The organism is Algoriphagus sp. (genome assembly GCF_039969895.1).
Classification (GTDB): Bacteria; Bacteroidota; Bacteroidia; order Cytophagales; family Cyclobacteriaceae; genus Algoriphagus.
In genome coordinates this window covers 466294-483366 of sequence record NZ_JBDVMZ010000021.1, presented here as the reverse complement: position 1 = coordinate 483366, position 17073 = coordinate 466294, and the positions used below count along the sequence as shown (strand labels likewise).

The 17073-nt window shown below is 41.7% G+C and carries 14 protein-coding genes; 8 read left to right on the top strand and 6 right to left on the bottom strand.

Features of this window, described 5'->3' with window-relative positions:
* The first annotated feature begins 64 nt into the window (after positions 1-64).
* Positions 65-1570 (top strand): outer membrane protein transport protein, encoded by a 1506-nt coding sequence (locus tag ABJH64_RS16765; RefSeq protein ID WP_348276135.1) that lies wholly within the window; start codon positions 65-67, stop codon positions 1568-1570.
* Here ABJH64_RS16765 and ABJH64_RS16760 read toward each other — a convergent pair.
* The 3 genes from ABJH64_RS16760 to ABJH64_RS16750 are packed head-to-tail and all read right to left on the bottom strand — an operon-like array spanning position 1560 to position 3732.
* Positions 1560-2090, bottom strand: coding sequence for a shikimate kinase (locus ABJH64_RS16760; RefSeq protein ID WP_348276134.1), 531 nt, complete (start codon positions 2088-2090; stop codon positions 1560-1562). The two genes, ABJH64_RS16765 and ABJH64_RS16760, sit on opposite strands and share 11 nt — an antisense overlap.
* A 3-nt stretch (positions 2091-2093) precedes the next feature.
* Positions 2094-3194 (bottom strand): BT_3928 family protein, encoded by a 1101-nt coding sequence (locus tag ABJH64_RS16755; protein WP_348276133.1) that lies wholly within the window; start codon positions 3192-3194, stop codon positions 2094-2096.
* Positions 3187-3732: a DUF1599 domain-containing protein gene (locus ABJH64_RS16750; RefSeq protein WP_348276132.1), complete on the bottom strand. Its 546-nt coding sequence runs from the start codon at positions 3730-3732 to the stop codon at positions 3187-3189. Before ABJH64_RS16750 ends, ABJH64_RS16755 begins: the two co-directional genes overlap by 8 nt.
* A gap of 14 nt (positions 3733-3746) precedes the next feature.
* Between ABJH64_RS16750 and folP the strand changes: the two genes are divergently transcribed.
* From folP to ABJH64_RS16735, 3 genes are all read left to right on the top strand, one after another.
* Positions 3747-4631 (top strand): dihydropteroate synthase, encoded by an 885-nt coding sequence (gene folP, locus ABJH64_RS16745; protein ID WP_348276131.1) that lies wholly within the window; start codon positions 3747-3749, stop codon positions 4629-4631.
* A complete protein-coding gene (cdaA, locus tag ABJH64_RS16740) occupies positions 4628-5509 on the top strand; it encodes a diadenylate cyclase CdaA (RefSeq protein ID WP_348276130.1) in 882 nt (293 codons plus the stop codon). The genes folP and cdaA overlap by 4 nt, the downstream gene beginning before the upstream one ends.
* A 335-nt stretch (positions 5510-5844) precedes the next feature.
* The gene (locus ABJH64_RS16735; protein WP_348276129.1) at positions 5845-6567 is read left to right on the top strand and encodes a DUF5715 family protein; all 723 of its coding nucleotides are present in this window, start codon (positions 5845-5847) and stop codon (positions 6565-6567) included.
* A gap of 441 nt (positions 6568-7008) precedes the next feature.
* Here ABJH64_RS16735 and kbl read toward each other — a convergent pair whose 3' ends face one another.
* The gene (gene kbl / locus ABJH64_RS16730; protein ID WP_348276128.1) at positions 7009-8202 is read right to left on the bottom strand and encodes a glycine C-acetyltransferase; all 1194 of its coding nucleotides are present in this window, start codon (positions 8200-8202) and stop codon (positions 7009-7011) included.
* Positions 8203-8357: 155 nt separating this feature from the next.
* Here kbl and ABJH64_RS16725 point away from each other — a divergent pair, with 155 nt between their 5' ends.
* From ABJH64_RS16725 to ABJH64_RS16710, 4 genes are all read left to right on the top strand, one after another.
* Complete coding sequence (locus ABJH64_RS16725; RefSeq protein WP_348276127.1) at positions 8358-9305, top strand: NAD-dependent epimerase/dehydratase family protein; 948 nt, start codon at positions 8358-8360, stop codon at positions 9303-9305.
* 120 nt (positions 9306-9425) lie between these two features.
* Entirely contained in the window at positions 9426-12167 is a 2742-nt protein-coding gene (locus ABJH64_RS16720; protein WP_348276126.1) for a DUF1553 domain-containing protein, read from the top strand.
* A gap of 1 nt (position 12168) precedes the next feature.
* Positions 12169-13674 carry a DUF1501 domain-containing protein gene (locus ABJH64_RS16715; protein WP_348299082.1) on the top strand — a complete coding sequence of 502 codons (1506 nt, stop codon included), beginning with the start codon at positions 12169-12171 and terminating at the stop codon, positions 13672-13674.
* Positions 13675-13726: 52 nt separating this feature from the next.
* Positions 13727-15106 carry a c-type cytochrome domain-containing protein gene (locus ABJH64_RS16710; protein WP_348275961.1) on the top strand — a complete coding sequence of 460 codons (1380 nt, stop codon included), beginning with the start codon at positions 13727-13729 and terminating at the stop codon, positions 15104-15106.
* A 137-nt stretch (positions 15107-15243) separates the two neighbouring features.
* On the opposite strand, the gene ABJH64_RS16705 is transcribed toward ABJH64_RS16710, so the two are convergent.
* Both ABJH64_RS16705 and hemL read right to left on the bottom strand, forming a co-directional pair.
* Complete coding sequence (locus tag ABJH64_RS16705) at positions 15244-15597, bottom strand: Spx/MgsR family RNA polymerase-binding regulatory protein (RefSeq protein ID WP_348275962.1); 354 nt, start codon at positions 15595-15597, stop codon at positions 15244-15246.
* Positions 15598-15776: 179 nt separating this feature from the next.
* Positions 15777-17072: a glutamate-1-semialdehyde 2,1-aminomutase gene (hemL, locus tag ABJH64_RS16700; protein WP_348299083.1), complete on the bottom strand. Its 1296-nt coding sequence runs from the start codon at positions 17070-17072 to the stop codon at positions 15777-15779.
* Between the last annotated feature and the right edge of the window lies 1 nt (position 17073).

Below are 17073 nucleotides of genomic sequence, written 5' to 3'. Positions count from 1 at the left end.
TTACACCAAGTAACATTTTATCTTACTTCACACGTTTCATTTATATCACCCAAATCAAATCTCAATGAGAATATTCATTCTGGTTTTATCTCTATGCTTATTATCTGGCTCCTCCCTATTTGCACAAAGTGGCTACTATGAGGATGCTTATCGATTCAGTCAAGTTAAACCCGCAGGAACCGCCCGTATAATGGGCGTAGGCGGTACTCAGTGGTCATTAGGTGGAGATGTCTCTAACGTTGCAGGGAATCCTGCAGGATTGGGCTTCTTCAGATCCTCAGAAGCTAGTGCAACTCTAGGGTACACGGATTGGGGAGTAGAAACCACCTATTTGGGACAAAGAAAAAATTACAATACCACAAATTTCTCTTTGCCAAACGTCAGCTTCGTATTGGCAAATCCCAAAGGTGAATTTGACCGAGGTTCTTTTAAAGGAGGTTCATTTGGTATAAGTATTCAAAGGATTGCAAATTTCAATACCGAGTACGGTTATTTCTCAGATTTGCCAGGAGAAACATCTATTATTGATTTTTACTTGCAAGACGCTAACGGCCTTCCAGAAAATCAAGTTGTTAACCTTGGGATAACAGGTATGGCTTATAATACCTATCAAATAAACCCTAGATTGGATAGTAATGGGCAAGCAATAACCGGAGAATATGAACCTATTAATGGTTTTGTCGCTCCTTTCCAAGATGAAAACATTACCCAAGAAGGGAGTTCAAGTCAAATTTCAATCGCTTACGGAGCAAATTTCAATTACAAATTTTTCATCGGAGGATCAATAGGAATTAGAACACTAAGCTATAATTCAAGAAAAATCTATAATGAAGAGTTTGCAGAAGGACCGCTGATTAATTCCAATCTACAGGAAAACTTATTTATCAACGGTGGAGGAATTAACCTCAACTTAGGCCTTATCTATAAGCCTATCGATTACCTTAATTTAGGATTCACCTTCCAGTCTCCGACTTGGTACTCCTTAAACGATGAGTATAATGCAAGCATGGTAGCCAATTATGACAATTACTTCTATGAGCCAGAAGAGATCACACTTGGTCGAGTAGAAGATTTAACGGATATATTTATAAGCTCCTATAATTTGAATACACCGCTAAAAATTGGAGGGGGAGCTACAGTGTTTTTAAATAAAAATGGTTTCATTTCTGCTGATGTGGATTGGGTAGATTACAGTGCCGCTAGGATTAACTCGAATGACTTTGATGAGGGACCAGATAATTTGGAGATCAGAAACCTTTACGGAAGCACGGTCAATTTTAGATTTGGTGCAGAGTATAAAATCAGTAAATTCCGACTAAGAGGTGGGTATGGCTACTATGGTGATCCCATCGCAGACTCTGACTATGATAGGAGCACTCAGCAAATTAGCGGAGGTTTAGGCGTTAAACTAAATAGGTTTTCCATTGACTTTGCTCTAGTTAACTCTAAGTTCAACACACTTTACAGTAGCTATCAAGTATTGGATAATCAAGGAAATAACATAGGACCCCTGACGGAAATTAAGAACAATCAGCTGAATGGCGTCCTGACTTTTGCGCTCAGCTTTTAATCAATCGTATCAATTCTGACACTAATAACTCAGCGGAAAAATCTTCCCCGCTGAGTTTTATTTTTGATTGGCGATAATAATAATCACGCTCCACGAGCAAACTTTTTAATTTCAGTGTAATCTCACCCTGATCTAGTCCAGAAAACATTGGCCGGTTGTGTGCTTTGGACAAACCTAACCTCAAGGATATTTCCTCTAGTGGAACATCCAAATACACGGATACTGCCTTTTTATTTATTAGGTCCATATTTTCGTTGAAACACGGACAACCGCCGCCAGAGGCTAGCACATAGGATTCTTTTCTTTCTAAAAAATCAAATAACACCTTTGATTCCCAATCTCTAAATGCACCTTCTCCCTTAGTGGCAAAAATTTCAGGGATTTTCATCTGCACATGTTCTTCGATCAGCTGATCCAAATCGTAAAATGGAAATCCTAATTCGATGGCCAACTGCCTCCCGAATGTACTCTTTCCTGAACCCGGCAAACCCACCAATACTATTTTTAAATTTTCAGCCATTCCTTATTTCATGTAGAGGTCTAGTACCTCTCCTGCGTCTGGAGTATTATTATGATGATACTTTGCCAAAACCTCTCCATTCTTCAAAACCAGAATACCAGGATTTGCTCGTATCATGGTTTTCACGACAGTTGCATCAGCTTGTAGTGAAAGTATATTCCAACCTCTGGAATCAGTAAAATTTTTCGATTCTTCCGCTGAGGCAGCAGCCACAAACATCAATTCCACTGGAGATCCACTAAGGGATTTTACCAATTGATCAATTCGATCAAGATTTGAATCATCTAGTTTGGCCATACTGCTCACTAGAATTAGTACTTTGTTGCCGGTGAAAACCTCCGCAGAATAATCTCCATCGTCATTCCAAACTGCAAAGTCAGAAATTTTCGGCAAAACCTCAGGATTCAACAGCTTCATTTCTACAAACTCCAAACTTTCATCCGATGGGTATTGGTCAAAAGTCAGTAGCTCGCCGTCTTTTTTCATCACATAAGAATACTGCAATTGAGCGGAAGGCTGCATATTTTGAGGGATATTCACACCTACTTTATATGCCCGGAAGTCAATAAAGGGAAGGTTTCTAATAGCCAAAATAGATGCCACAAACGATGCTATCAGGACAACGATAGTCAGCCCTAACGCCCACTTAGGGGTTGTCTTTGGCAAGTCCAATTGAAATAAAAAGAGGATAGAGATCAGCACCAAAAGAATTAAGTCCTTATAAAAAGACTGCCATGGGGTTAGTTTTATTGCATCACCAAAGCATCCACAGTCGGTCACTTTATTAAAATAAGCTGAATAAAAAGTCAGAAATGTGAAAAATAAAATCATCAGGCTAAGCGCCCAAACCGTAATACGACTTTTCACTCCCAAAATCAACATCACACCAAGAACGACCTCCGTCACCACCAGCAATACTCCGAGTTCCAAGGCATATGGTTTTAAGTAAATAAAGAATCCTGCGATATCATTGGCAAACACATCAAAATATTCCTCTAGTTTGATAGCCGTGCCTACAGGATCGTTGATTTTAATAAGCCCTGAAAAAATAAAAAGGCCTCCGACAATAAATCGAATCACCCATAAAAACCCCTGCTTAAACATGATATTTTAATTTAATTAAACAAAATACTGCATAGTTGATCATATCTTGATAGTTGGCCTCAATCCCTTCTGACACCAACGTTTGACCTTGATTATCCTCTATCTGCTTAGTGCGAAGTAATTTCATCAAAATAATATCTGTCATCGAACTTACTCGCATGTCACGCCAGGCTTCACCATAATCGTGGTTTTTATTCTCTAAAAGACCACGTGTTTCAATCACCCAATGGTCGTAGGCTTGCTCTAATTCATCAAATGGAATTTCCATCCGTTCATCTTGAGTATAACTTATCTGAAGTAAGGCTATTAAACAATAGTTAATGATTCCAACAAAATCATCTTCAATAGGATCATTAACTTTTTGACTGCCCTTTTCCTGAATTGATCGAATGCGTTGCGCTTTGATAAAAATCTGATCAGTGATCGACGGTAAGCGAAAAATCCTCCATGCAGTACCATAATCTATAGTCTTCTTACGAAATAGTTCTTTACAACGGCTAATAACTTCCTTATATTCGTTACTCGTTTGCGTCTCCAAAGTCTGTTAATTTAATGTTTCCTCTTCCGGGCAATTCTTCTAAAATCGAAGATAAATCATTTCCCAATAAAAACACCCTCCAATTCGACGGAAGGCTATTCAACCTGAACAAACCTCAGCTAATGGGGATAGTGAATTTGACTCCAGATTCATTTTTCGAAGGAAGCAGAACAGAGAAGTCACTGGAAATATTGGCAACATTGGTACACCAGCATATTTCCAATGGTGCCACGCTACTAGATTTGGGAGGGTATAGCTCTAGACCAGGCGCTTTAGAGATTAGTTTGCAGGAGGAAATAGACAGAGTTATCCCTGCTGTTGAGTGGGTGGCTACTAATTATCCTGATACGATAATCTCGGTGGATACTTTTCGCGCAAAAGTTGCAGAGCTAGCAGTGGGAGCTGGTGCACAGCTGATTAATGATATTTCGGCAGGTGATCTGGATAAGGACATGATTCCTACTGTAGCCAAGCTACAAGTTCCATACATCGCAATGCACATGCGGGGAAATCCTCAAAACATGCAGGAAAAAACGAATTATTCAGATATTTTAGAGGAAATATTGTATTATTTTGCTGAAAAACTGGAACAATTCAGAAAGTTTGGCATCAAAGATGTAATTATCGACCCTGGATTTGGATTTGCTAAAACCCTTGATCAAAATTACTTCTTGCTGAGAAACCTTCATCAGTTTAAAGAGCTTTCCTCACCAATATTAGTAGGTGTTTCGAGAAAATCGATGATTTACAAAGCCTTGGAAGTAGAGCCAGATCAGGCCTTGAATGGTACAACCGCATTAAATATGTTTGCCTTGTGTCATGGTGCAAACATCCTACGAATTCATGACGTTAAAGAGGCTAACGAAACTTTAAAATTATTCAACACTTTATACCCTTGACCTTACTTTTCAAAATAGGATTTTTAGACATATCCATCGTCAATATCATCGATATAGCGTTGGTAGCTGCCCTATTATATCAAGTCTATAAACTGCTGAAAGGAAGTGTTGCTATCAAGATTTTCCTTGGCTTCCTTTCCATCTATCTGATTTACTTATTGGTTAGAGCGCTTCGCATGGAGCTACTTACAGCCATTTTGGGACAATTCATGGGTGTAGGTGTGATCGCTGCGATTATCATCTTTGCCCCGGAAATCAGGAAATTCCTGCTCCTAATCGGTAGATCTTCCCTCCTCTCCGATGACAATGTGTGGAAAGACATGCTGTTCTTTTGGAGGAAAAAAGACAATTCTCTATTCAACATCAGCCCCATCATAGATGCATCTAAAACCCTCGCAGGAAGTAATACGGGAGCATTGATGGTGATTTCAAAAAGTACTGAGCTGAAGTTCTACGCCGAAAGTGGAGATATGTTGGACGCAGAACTATCCAAAAGATTGCTCATCTCTATTTTCAACAAATATAGCCCACTTCATGATGGCGCTGTGATCATTCACAACGGTAAAATTAAAGCCGCTCGTTGTATTTTACCCGTAACAGAGCGCGAAGTGCCTGCGCAATTTGGACTTCGCCACCGTGCTGCTATTGGGATGTCTGAGACGACTGATGCGATTGTTTTAATCGTTTCTGAGGAAACTGGGCAATTATCCATGTCCAAAAACGGAAAGATTCTTCACAACATGTCGTTTCAAGAGATCAGAGAGACGATCAATGATTACCTGAATAATCTGGATGTAGATTCCCGCTTCGAAGACATCGAAGAATATGAGTTGAAAAAGAGAAGGAAACTCGCTATGACCAGCAAATCAGCATCATAAAAAAGCAAGTTTTTCCCTTGCATTTTTTTTACTTCACGAAATTAATTTTTTGGAAAGTAATTAGTCGGTAAACCTTTATTGATTCTTACGGCATTGCTGTCATACTGCTTCATTTCACTGTCAACTACCGTTTAAAAGTCTGATAGCCCTCCAAAAAATTTCTTCTGGGATTTATACTATAAAAACGGCAAGTTATCGTTGTAAACTAAGTTGTTTCACCCTAGCTTCAAACTAAATCGGATTTATTTTCATTTAGGATCAGGTATGGAGTAATCTTTGCTTCCACGCCACCTCCAATCCTGGTCCCTAAAACCAAGTGAAGAGCCTTTATACTCATGAAAAAAATACCCTTCTTTCAAATTGCTTCTCTTTTCATACTTTTTTCAGCAGGAGCTTGGGCCACCCAAGCCTACATTCCCGAATTGAAAAAGCAATTAAAAGATACTTATTCCAGCTTAACCAAGACCCTAAAACCTAGTAAGAATTCTGAAGAACCAGAGCCTATAGAGGTAGCACTACCTGCTCCGAGGGTCATACCACCCATTCCTGAAGGAATTATCACCAAAGAATATGACAAACACCTATTTGCTGGAGAAAGCAATGGTTTTGGAGCAATAGAGGACAAAGGTCATTTTGAAAGCCTAATAGAACAAGAAAAGCTGATCCAAATCAGTCAAGGAACCGGATATGAGGTAATGAAGCTTACGCACAGCCACCCCTATATCACTCCCTACTCAAAAGTCGTCTTGGAAGAGATGGGTTTGGCTTTCCAAACGCTCACGGATAACGAGAGCTATTTCATGCTGACATCGGTCACCAGAACTCCAGAGCAACAGAAAAGTCTGCGAAGAAGAAACAAAAACGCAACTTCAGGAGAGAGCTCTCACTCCTATGGAGTATCGTTTGACATCTCCTATATCCGATTCAATGGCAAGAAAAACTGGAATAGAGAGAAGCAAAAAAAGCTTGAAAAAGTTTTAGCGGAGTTTCAGGATGCTGGCAAAATTCTTTTTATCAAAGAAAGAAAACAAAGTTGCTACCACGTCACAGTGAGGTAGATTAACTAATCGATATGATTATCCACAATTTTGTCAGAACTCTATAGTCAAATGCTCGTCCGGACTGAAGAATATTGACCTAAGCAGCCTTACCGCTTAATTCAACCAAATCCTATCATGCTCTTGACTCTTAACTGATACCAAAGCGCATACACCCACTAATCAAAAGTCAATCTAGATTTCTAATTCCAACGGAAATTAGCAAGTGTCTTTTAGCATCAATTAATAGAAAAGCCAGGAATCTAGCATAGAAACCTGGCTTAGCTATTTTTAATAGTTAGAATCTCTTCAAAACGTAGATCACTGTAGCGCCAGAAAAGACCAAAATCTTCCTATCATAAAGCAAATACTTATTTTATGCCTGCTTTGGCCATTCAGCATAAGGGTTATAGCGTTACTTAAGGAAAAAGATTGATTGCATCGTTGCGGATAATTACCTCACTAAATCACTCCCAGTTCTTTTCCAACCTCAGTGAATGCTGCTATAGCCTGATCCAAATGATGACGCTCATGACCTGCTGAGATCTGAACTCGGATTCTTGCTTGACCTTTTGGTACAACTGGGAAGTAGAACCCAATCACATAAATCCCTTTTTCTAGGACTTTCTCGGCCATTTTTTGAGATAGCACCGCATCATATAACATAATTGGTACAATAGCATGCTCGCCTGGCTTGATGTCAAATCCTGCAGCAGTCATTTTCTCACGGAAATATTTAGTATTTTCTTCCAATTTATCTCTCAACTCTGTCGTCTCAGAAAGCAAATCAAACACCGCAATGGATGCTCCTGTAATCGATGGAGCCAAGGTATTGGAGAATAAATATGGTCTAGATCGCTGGCGAAGTAATTCCACAATCTCTTTTCTTCCTGAAGTGAATCCACCTGAAGCACCTCCTAGAGCTTTCCCCAGTGTTCCAGTGATAATGTCGATTTTGCCCATCACACCACAATGCTCATGGACACCACGGCCAGTTTTCCCCATGAAACCTGTAGAATGACACTCATCCGTCATCACTAATGCTTCGTATTTCTCTGCTAATTCCACGATTTTATCCAGCTGCGCAATCGTGCCATCCATGGAAAACACTCCATCGGTCACAATAATCTTTTGCTTCGCGCCTTTTGCGACAGCGTCTTTCAACTGAGTTTCCAGATCCTCCATATTATTATGCTCATATCGGAAGCGCATAGCTTTGCAAAGCCTAACTCCATCGATAATCGAGGCATGGTTTAATGCATCAGAAATGATTGCATCTTCAGCTCCTAAAATCGGCTCGAAAACTCCTCCATTCGCATCAAAAGCTGCTGCATAAAGTATGGTGTCTTCTGTACCTAAAAACTCCGAAATCTTTCTTTCTAGCTCCTTATGAATATCCTGTGTACCACAAATAAAACGCACTGAAGACATTCCAAAGCCATGAGAATCAATCGCAGCCTTGGCCGCTTCGATCACTTTAGGATGTGATGAAAGCCCCAAGTAATTATTAGCACAGAAATTCAACACCTTCTGCCCACCGGCAATGGTAATTTCGGCGGATTGCGGAGAAGTAATTACGCGCTCCTTTTTGAAGAGACCTGCTTCTTTTATTCCTTTTAATTCCTCTTGTAATTTGGGTTTGAATTGATCGTACATACTAGCTAGTTGATTTATTATTGTTCAAAAACGTCTGATTCCATTGATCAAAAATTCCACTCAGGGCGTAGATTTTTTGTACTTTTGAGACTGCAAACCCAAATATAAACAAAAACCTAGAGCTCTTCTTTAGGTAGTTTTTGAAAGAAACATCAATGGAAAAAATCCTAGTAATAGGCGCTGCGGGCCAATTGGGTTCAGAACTCACTATGGCTCTGGCAGATCAATTTGGCTCAGAGCACGTAATCGCCACCGATCTTAACGAATCAGCTCGATCAAAATTTGACTTTTGTCGCTTTCAAGTCCTGGATGTGATGGACAAGGAAGGCCTGAGAAACTTAGTCAAAAACGAAAAAGTCACTCAGCTCTATCATTTAGCAGCAGTGCTCTCTGCTGTGGGTGAGAAGAAGCCGCTTTTCGCCTGGGAACTCAACATGGACAGTTTACTTCATATCTTGGAGCTCGCTAGAGAATTCAACCTCAACAAAGTTTATTGGCCATCCTCCATAGCCGTCTTTGGACCGAATACTCCAAAAATCAATACACCTCAATATTGCGTCAAAGAGCCAAATACCATCTATGGTATTTCTAAACAAGCTGGAGAAAGATGGTGTGAATATTATTTCCAAAAATACAACGTGGACGTACGAAGCCTTCGTTACCCTGGCTTGATCGGATACAAATCACTTCCAGGTGGTGGCACCACTGATTATGCAGTGGATATTTACCACAAGGCTTTGGCAGGGGAAAAATTTGATTGCTTCCTTCGAGAAGACAGTTCTCTCCCTATGATGTATATGCCAGACGCGATCAAAGCGACTTTGGATCTGATGAATGCGCCTAGGGAATCGGTAAAAATCCGATCCAGCTATAACTTGGCAGCAATGAATTTCACGCCGAAGGAGAGTTACGAAAGTATTCTGAAGCACATACCTGACTTCAAAATTGAATATAATCCAGATTTCCGTCAGGCAATCGCTGATAGCTGGCCGGATAGCATTGACGATTCCCGAGCCCGAGAAGATTGGGGATGGCAGCATGATTACGATCTAGATGCCATGACCAAGGATATACTAGAGAATCTTCCAAACTTCAAATTTTAAAATCACTGCCCTGCCTCATCCAGCAGGGCATTTTTTTACTTGGGGAAAAAGAAGCCAAATGATATAAGCGGTTTTTGAAGTAGTTCAGAATTTTTTACTTTGAGGTTCATTCTCTTGCCCATGAATAAACTCAAACTAGCTGGAATTTTTACTCTTACCATAATCATTGCCATCTTCGGAATTATGTTTATGGGTCAGGAAAAGGAAGTGGATTTCAGCACGCAGATAAAGCCCATTCTGAACAAGAACTGCATTTCCTGCCATGGAGGAGTGAAAAAGAGTGGTGGATTTTCTGTGCTTTTTGAGGAAGAAGCCTTTGCCAATACTGAATCAGGACATCCAGCTATAATTCCAGGCGATCCAAATGGTAGTGAGTTAATCAAACGCCTCACTGCCACAGACCCTGAAGTGCGGATGCCTTATGAGCGCTCGCCTCTTTCTGAGGAAGAAATTGATCTTTTAAAAACCTGGATTAAGCAGGGAGCAAAATGGGGAGAACACTGGGCGTACAATCCGGTGCAAACTCCCAAAGCAGTGAAACAAAAAATAACTGCTGGATTTTCTGGTGAAAATAGGCTAAGCTCTACCAATCCCATAGATTTTTATGTAGGCCAAAAACTTGAAGTGCAAGGTCTGGCATTTTCAAAAGAAGAAAATCCACTCAAATTATTGCGCCGAGCCGCATTAGATATCACAGGCCTACCTCCTACCGAAGACCTCGTCAAGCAATTTTCATCTAACAAAATAAGCTATGAAGAGGCCGTGGATAGGATGTTAGCATCTTCCACATTTGGGGAAAAGTGGGCTAGCTGGTGGCTGGACTTGGCGAGGTATGCAGATACAAAAGGCTACGAACGGGATGTGTCCCGAACGATGTGGCCCTACCGGGATTGGGTAATCCGCGCATTGAATGACGATAAGCCTTTTGATGAGTTTACCATAGAACAATTGGCAGGCGATCTACTTCCAAATCCCACAGAAGATCAATTAGCGGCCACGGCATTTCACCGAAATACCATGAATAATGACGAGGGTGGAACGAACGACGAGGAATTCAGAGTCGCAGCTGTACTTGATCGTGTAGGTACTACCTACGAAGTTTGGCAAAGCACAACGATGGCATGCGTGCAATGTCACAGTCATCCTTACGATCCGATTCGACATGAGGAATATTATCAATCAGCCGCATTTTTCAACAACTCCCGAGACGAAGACACACATGATGAGGAGCCTAGGCTTCGATTTTACTCTCCTGAGCAAAAATCAGAAATCGAATCCATTTTGGCTTGGGTAAAAGTAAATGAAGACAAGAAAGCAGCTACCGCTCGCAAGGAATTCCTGACTTATCTTGAGCCAAAGTATCCTTCGCACCGTGCTGTTGATTTTAACAATGCAGAACTCATCGATACCAAATGGCTGGGAATTCAGGCAAATGGATCTGCCTATCTCAGAAAAGTTGACACCCGAGGATCGGACCAGCTTTTGATGTACTATGGTTCTGGCTTGGATGGTAGTAAGATGACCATTCGAAATGGAAGCCCTGAAGGTGAAATATTAGCAGAGTTTCCAATCAATAAAACCGGTGGTGATATTGTTCGCGAGATCGCTTTTAAGCCCATTGAAGGCTTTGTAGATCTGTATTTGGAAGTGAAAAACCCAAGTGTAAAAACTCAGCAAAACGCTGCCAAATTCGTATGGTTTGCTTTTGTACCCACTTTACCGGGAGCTGAAAAACCAGGCTACAGAGAAGTTAAAAACTCTTGGAAATCAGCCTTGAACTTCAAGGGGACCAAGCTCCCAATCATGATTGAGAACCCTGATTATATGGCTAGGGAAACGCATGTTTTTGAGCGGGGAAACTGGCTCACGCTAGGAGAAAAAGTAAATCCAGAAACCCCCAAAATCCTTAATAACTGGGACTCAAACTGGCCAACTAACCGTCTCGGCTTTGCCTATTGGTTGATGGACAAAGAGAATCCGCTCACTTCAAGAACACTGGTAAATCGAGTTTGGGATCAGCTATTTGGTCGTGGAATCGTGAGCTCGATTGAAGATATGGGAACTCAATCTGACCCTCCTTCCCATCCAGAGTTGCTGGATTACTTAGCTTGGAAAACCATGAATGAGTACGACTGGAGCATGAAAAGCCTGATTCGGGAGATCGTGACCTCGGCTACCTACAAGCAATCCTCCGCCGTATCAGCTGAGCTTTTCAAAAAAGACCCTCAAAACAAATGGTACGCACGAGGGCCGAGATTCAGATTAAGTGCAGAGCAAGTTCGTGATCAGGCCTTGGCGGTATCAGGATTATTGAGTGATAAAATGTACGGCCCAGGAGTCAAGCCTCATCAGCCGGAAGGTATTTGGCAGACTGTCTATAATGGAGAATCCTGGAAAGAAAGTGAAGGAGAAGACGCACATAGACGTGGAGTTTACACGTTTTTGAAGCGGACAAGTCCTTATCCTTCTTTCATATCTTTTGATGCAGCGAGCAGGGAAGTTTGCCTGAGTAGAAGAATTGTGACCAACACACCCCTACAAGCTTTGGTGACACTTAATGATCCGGTGTATTTGGAAGCTGCTTACTATTTGGCAGAGGATATGATCGCCAAAAGCGCCTCTAATCCCGAAAAAGGAATTTCATATGGCTATGAAAAATTGGTATTGACTCCGATCTCTGGAATCAAACTGAACACATTTTCTGCCCTATACCAAGAAGCTTTGTCAGCGTATAAAACTAAGCCAGATTCCCTTGATGCATTTTTCCACATAAAAGACAAATCGACCAATCCTGAGCAAGCGGCGATGTCTGTGGTAGCCAATGCCCTATTGAATATGGATGAATTCTTAACCAAACCATGATATGCAAAGTCTAGATAATATGCTGGTTGAGTTTGCGCAGCAAAAGCTGGAAAAACAAACGAGAAGACACTTCCTGATGGATTGTGTGGCAAAAGTCGGGGGACTGGCGATGGCTCCACTGATGTTTGGTTGTGACACAGGTTCATCTGCAGCATCAAAGGGATTGAACTTGAGCCAGCGGGATTTGAATCCGCTAGCCCCTCTACCTCCCCCTTTTGCAGCAAGAGCTAAATCAATAATTTATCTCCACATGGCAGGGGCTCCTTCGCAGTTGGAGCTATTTGATTACAAACCTGAACTTGCGAAATATCATAATCAACCTGCTCCCCAATCACTTTTGGAAGGAAAGAAATTCGCTTTTATCCGCGGAACTCCTAATCTCTTAGGACCACAAGCCAATTTTTCCCAGCATGGAGAATCCGGAGCTTGGATCTCAGATTATATGCCTCACTTTCAGAAAATGGCAGATGAAGTCTCCTTTTTGAAAGCAGTACACACAGATCAATTCAATCATGGACCTGCGCAGCTTTTTATGCAAACGGGAAGTCCAAGACTAGGAAGACCGAGCATTGGAAGCTGGGTGACTTATGGTTTGGGTACAGAAAATCAAAATCTCCCGGGCTTCGTCGTCCTGACTTCTGGAGGAAAAACTCCGGATGCAGGCAAAAGCGTTTGGGGCTCTGGTTTTTTGCCCTCGGTCTATCAAGGAGTGCAATGTAGATCCAAGGGCGATCCAGTGCTGTATTTGGATGATCCGGAGGGAATGTCCAGAAATTTGAAGAAAAAAGTCATTGACGCAATCAATACAGCAAATAAAGAAGAGTTTGACGCTTACGGTGATCCTGAAATTTTGGCTAGAATCAATCAGTACGAGATGGCTTACCGCATGCAAATCGAAGTGCCTGAAGTCATGAATATCAATGACGAACCGGAGTCGATCCATGAACTTTACGGTACCAAACCGGGCACAGAATCCTTTTCAAATAACTGTCTTCTTGCCAGAAAATTAGTGGAAAAAGGGGTGCGTTTTGTACAATTATATGATTGGGGATGGGATACGCACGGCACAGATCATGATGGTTCGATCGACATGGGATTGAGAAATAAATGCCGGGAAATGGATCGTCCAGTGACGGCTTTATTGCTTGATTTAAAACAAAGAGGCCTGCTAGAAGACACGTTGGTAGTCTGGGGCGGGGAATTTGGCCGCACCCCCATGCAGGAAAACAGGGAAGGAAAAACCCAGAGTTTCTTAGGCAGGGACCATCACGGAGACGCCTTCACCATGTGGATGGCTGGCGGTGGCATTAAGCCTGGAGTGTCCTATGGCAAAACAGATGATTTCGGGTTTTCAGGAATTGAAGAGAAAGTCTCTGTTCATGACATTCATGCCACCATTCTACATTTGATGGGTTTTGACCACGAGCAATTTACCTATGATTTCCAAGGCCGTCCTTTCCGCCTGACCGATGTGGAAGGGGAATTGATCAGAAAAATACTAGCCTAATTTACCCGCACAAAGCCCCATTTTTAAATATGCTCCAACTTATCTTATGCACATGATTACTTTTATCCTACCCTTATTCGGGAGGTTTCATCCAATTTTGGTCCATCTCCCGATTGGATTTATTGTCTTTGGGGTGATTCTGATTTTTGGGTTTGGGAGAAAGCACCACATCCATTCCCAAGTAATCCAGTTAGCATTTTTGATGGGTGGAGTTTCGGCAGGTGTAGCTAGTATTAGCGGTTTTTTACACTATCAGAATGAGGGCTACAGTTGGGACACGGTTATGTTTCACCTTATTCTTGGTATTCTCACGACACTTCTATCAGGAGGATTATGGTTTCATCTGAAAAATTCGGTTGTTGCTCCACCACATCTGAAAATAAAAAGTGCAGGTCTGCTAGTTGTTTTAATGATAACTGGCCATCTAGGCGGAACTATCACCCATGGTGACGATTACTTCACCGAAGTTTTGCCGCCAGATTTACAAGCATTGATAGGAAATGAAGCGACGGCTAATCAACCGCTTGAACTTCCCATGGAAAATTGGGAAGAAGTGGAGTTTTACAGTGGAGCGATCCAGCCTATTTTAGATCAAAACTGTAAAAGCTGCCATAATCCTAAAAAACTGAAGGGAGAACTAGACCTGAGTTCTTTTGCAGGAATACACAAAGGAGGGGAAGCTGGGGAAATATTGGAAAATGGAAATCCTGAGCAAAGCTCGCTATACACTCGATTGGTGTTGCCAGAAGATCACGACGATCACATGCCTCCAAAAGATAAACGACAGCCTAGAAAAGAGGAGATTGGATTGATCAAAGCTTGGATAGCGTCTGGTGCTTCCGAAAGCGCTAAGTTGGGTGAATCGGCGATAAACGTAAGTTTAATTGAGCCCTTTTTTAAAAAGGATGAAATCCCATTCTACCCTGTAGTAGAAGTCCCAACACTTCCTCAGGATTCAATCTCTAAACTAAAGGAGCTAAACTTTTTCGCTGAAGCGATCAAAATGGGATCCCCCTTCTTGAAAATTAGCTGTGTTAATTTCCCTGCCTTTTCAGATACTGATTGGCAAATACTCCAGTCATCAAAAAATCAAATCGTGTATTTAGATCTAACTGGAACGGCCATCAGTGATGCTCTTTTGGAGCGAATTGCTTCACTACCAAACTTGACCGTCTTGAAACTTAATAACACATCAATCGAAGGATCCTCGCTGGGGAAATTAGAAGCTAACAAAAACCTGAAACTGCTATATCTCAATGAGACTCTAGTGACACAACGTAATTTATCAGCTCTTGATGGTCATCCGAGTTTGGAAAAAGTATTTGCTTTTGACACGAAGGTAGATGCTTCTGGTTCTTCTAGGTTTAGTTTTTACCTGGAAACAGGGAATGTTAGTCTTCCTCCTTTACCTACGGATACGATAGTTTTTTAAGTCTCCCGCAAGGGCGCAAAGTCGCAATTCTATTTAATTATTACTTTGAAAGATTAAGATAGGTAAGCTCGAAAACTGATTTTTCTTAAAATCTGCGCCTTTGCGGGAGGCAAACTCGATGCGTCGCCTCGAGCAATTTAGTTCAAATGCCCCTCAATCACTTCCGCATCAAAACCCAAGCTGATACTTCCATCCTTATAAACTATCACCGGGCGCTTGATCATGCTTGAGTTTTCTTCAAGAATGGGAATCGCAGTTTCTTCATTTTCAAGGGCTGATTTCTGCTTATCTGTCATTTTACGATAAGTAGTTCCTTTCTTATTAACGAGACTAGCTAGGTCAGTTTTTTCTAAGAAACTTTCCAAAAGTGTTGCATCGGGCCTCTGCTTCTTATAGTCAATGAAGTCATATTCCACTCCTTTTTCTGCAAGGAAATCGAAGGTCTTCTTCATGGTGTTGCAATTCTTAATTCCGTAAACTTTGATGGACATTTTCACTAAATTTTAATGATTCGATGTTAGGTATAGCCGGTATTTCACCCATAAAGAGGCAAAAGTAACCTAGGAAATATGAAACTTATGAATTGAGACCGCTTCGGTCTCCGGTCTTCGGTCTTCCAACCTTTCAACCAAGGAGATAATGAACTGGCGCAAATAAGAATATACAAAACCTACAACCCCATAATCTCCACCATCGCTTCTTTATGAGCAACTAGGATCTGATCAATCAACTCGTCTTTCAACGCGGTAGATAAGAACAAACTTTCGAACTGGCTAGGCGCCAAGTAAACTCCTCGCTTCAGCATCGCTTGAAAATATTTCCCAAATAATGCTGTATCCGCTTTCTTGGCGGTATCAAAATCAAAAACAGCCTGATCTGTAAAAAACAAGGAATACATGCTACCTAGGTTATTCACAGTATAATTCAAGCCCAATTCATTGTTGATACTTTTAATCCCCTCGGTCAGCTTCGAACCAATATGATCTAATTCCGAATAGACCTCAGGATTGTTATTCAAAAAGGTAAGCATTGTCAATCCCGCCGCCATGGCAATCGGATTTCCAGAGAGCGTTCCAGCCTGATAAACCGGGCCAGCTGGAGAAACAAACTCCATAATTTCTCTCTTTCCACCATAAGCCCCAACCGGCATGCCTCCCCCGATGATTTTACCCAGCGTAGTCATATCTGGCGTCACGCCGTAAACCTCCTGAGCGCCACCTTTAGCTAATCGGAAACCAGTCATCACCTCATCGAAGATCAGGACAATTCCTTCTCTAGTACAGATATCTCGCAAGCCTTGGAGATAACCTTCTTTCGGAAGACACAGCCCCATATTCCCCGGAACAGGTTCTAAAATCAATGCTGCGATCTCACCCTGATTTGCTTTTATTAGCTCTTCTATAGCTTCCAAATTATTGTATGGAGCGATCAAAGTATCTTTTGCGGTTCCTTTGGTGACTCCCGGAGAATCAGGATCTCCCATGGTCATCGCACCAGAACCCGCTGCGATCAAGAAAGAATCACCATGTCCATGGTAGTGTCCTTCCATTTTGATGAATTTGTCACGACCTGTAAATCCTCTAGCCACGCGAATGGCAGACATGGTGGCTTCTGTGCCAGAGTTTACCATACGGACTTTCTCTATGGATGGAACCATGCTCACAATCAATTCAGCAATCTCCACTTCACGTGCAGTGGGCGCGCCAAAAGAGGTGCCATCCTCCATTGCAGCGATCACTGCTGCTTTCACTTTCGGATGATTATGACCTAGAAGCATTGGCCCCCAGCTATTGATCAGTTCTATAAATTGATTTCCATCCTCATCGTACAAGTAAGCTCCCTCAGCTTTTTTAATGAAAAGCGGCTCACCCCCAACTGAACGAAATGCACGAACTGGCGAATTCACGCCACCTGGAATGAAATTTTGGGCTTTTGCGAAAAGCTCCTTACTGTTAGAAATTTTCATG

Bases quoted from the DNA above. Each gene is read 5' to 3' on its own strand.
- ABJH64_RS16765 (WP_348276135.1), top strand. From the start codon at position 65: ATGAGAATATTCATTCTGGTTTTATCTCTATGCTTATTATCTGGCTCC.
- ABJH64_RS16760 (WP_348276134.1), bottom strand. From the start codon at position 2,090: ATGGCTGAAAATTTAAAAATAGTATTGGTGGGTTTGCCGGGTTCAGGA.
- ABJH64_RS16755 (WP_348276133.1), bottom strand. From the start codon at position 3,194: ATGTTTAAGCAGGGGTTTTTATGGGTGATTCGATTTATTGTCGGAGGC.
- folP (WP_348276131.1), top strand. From the start codon at position 3,747: ATGTTTCCTCTTCCGGGCAATTCTTCTAAAATCGAAGATAAATCATTT.
- ABJH64_RS16735 (WP_348276129.1), top strand. From the start codon at position 5,845: ATGAAAAAAATACCCTTCTTTCAAATTGCTTCTCTTTTCATACTTTTT.
- kbl (WP_348276128.1), bottom strand. From the start codon at position 8,202: ATGTACGATCAATTCAAACCCAAATTACAAGAGGAATTAAAAGGAATA.
- ABJH64_RS16725 (WP_348276127.1), top strand. From the start codon at position 8,358: ATGGAAAAAATCCTAGTAATAGGCGCTGCGGGCCAATTGGGTTCAGAA.
- ABJH64_RS16720 (WP_348276126.1), top strand. From the start codon at position 9,426: ATGAATAAACTCAAACTAGCTGGAATTTTTACTCTTACCATAATCATT.
- ABJH64_RS16715 (WP_348299082.1), top strand. From the start codon at position 12,169: ATGCAAAGTCTAGATAATATGCTGGTTGAGTTTGCGCAGCAAAAGCTG.
- ABJH64_RS16710 (WP_348275961.1), top strand. From the start codon at position 13,727: ATGATTACTTTTATCCTACCCTTATTCGGGAGGTTTCATCCAATTTTG.
- ABJH64_RS16705 (WP_348275962.1), bottom strand. From the start codon at position 15,597: ATGTCCATCAAAGTTTACGGAATTAAGAATTGCAACACCATGAAGAAG.
- hemL (WP_348299083.1), bottom strand. From the start codon at position 17,072: ATGAAAATTTCTAACAGTAAGGAGCTTTTCGCAAAAGCCCAAAATTTC.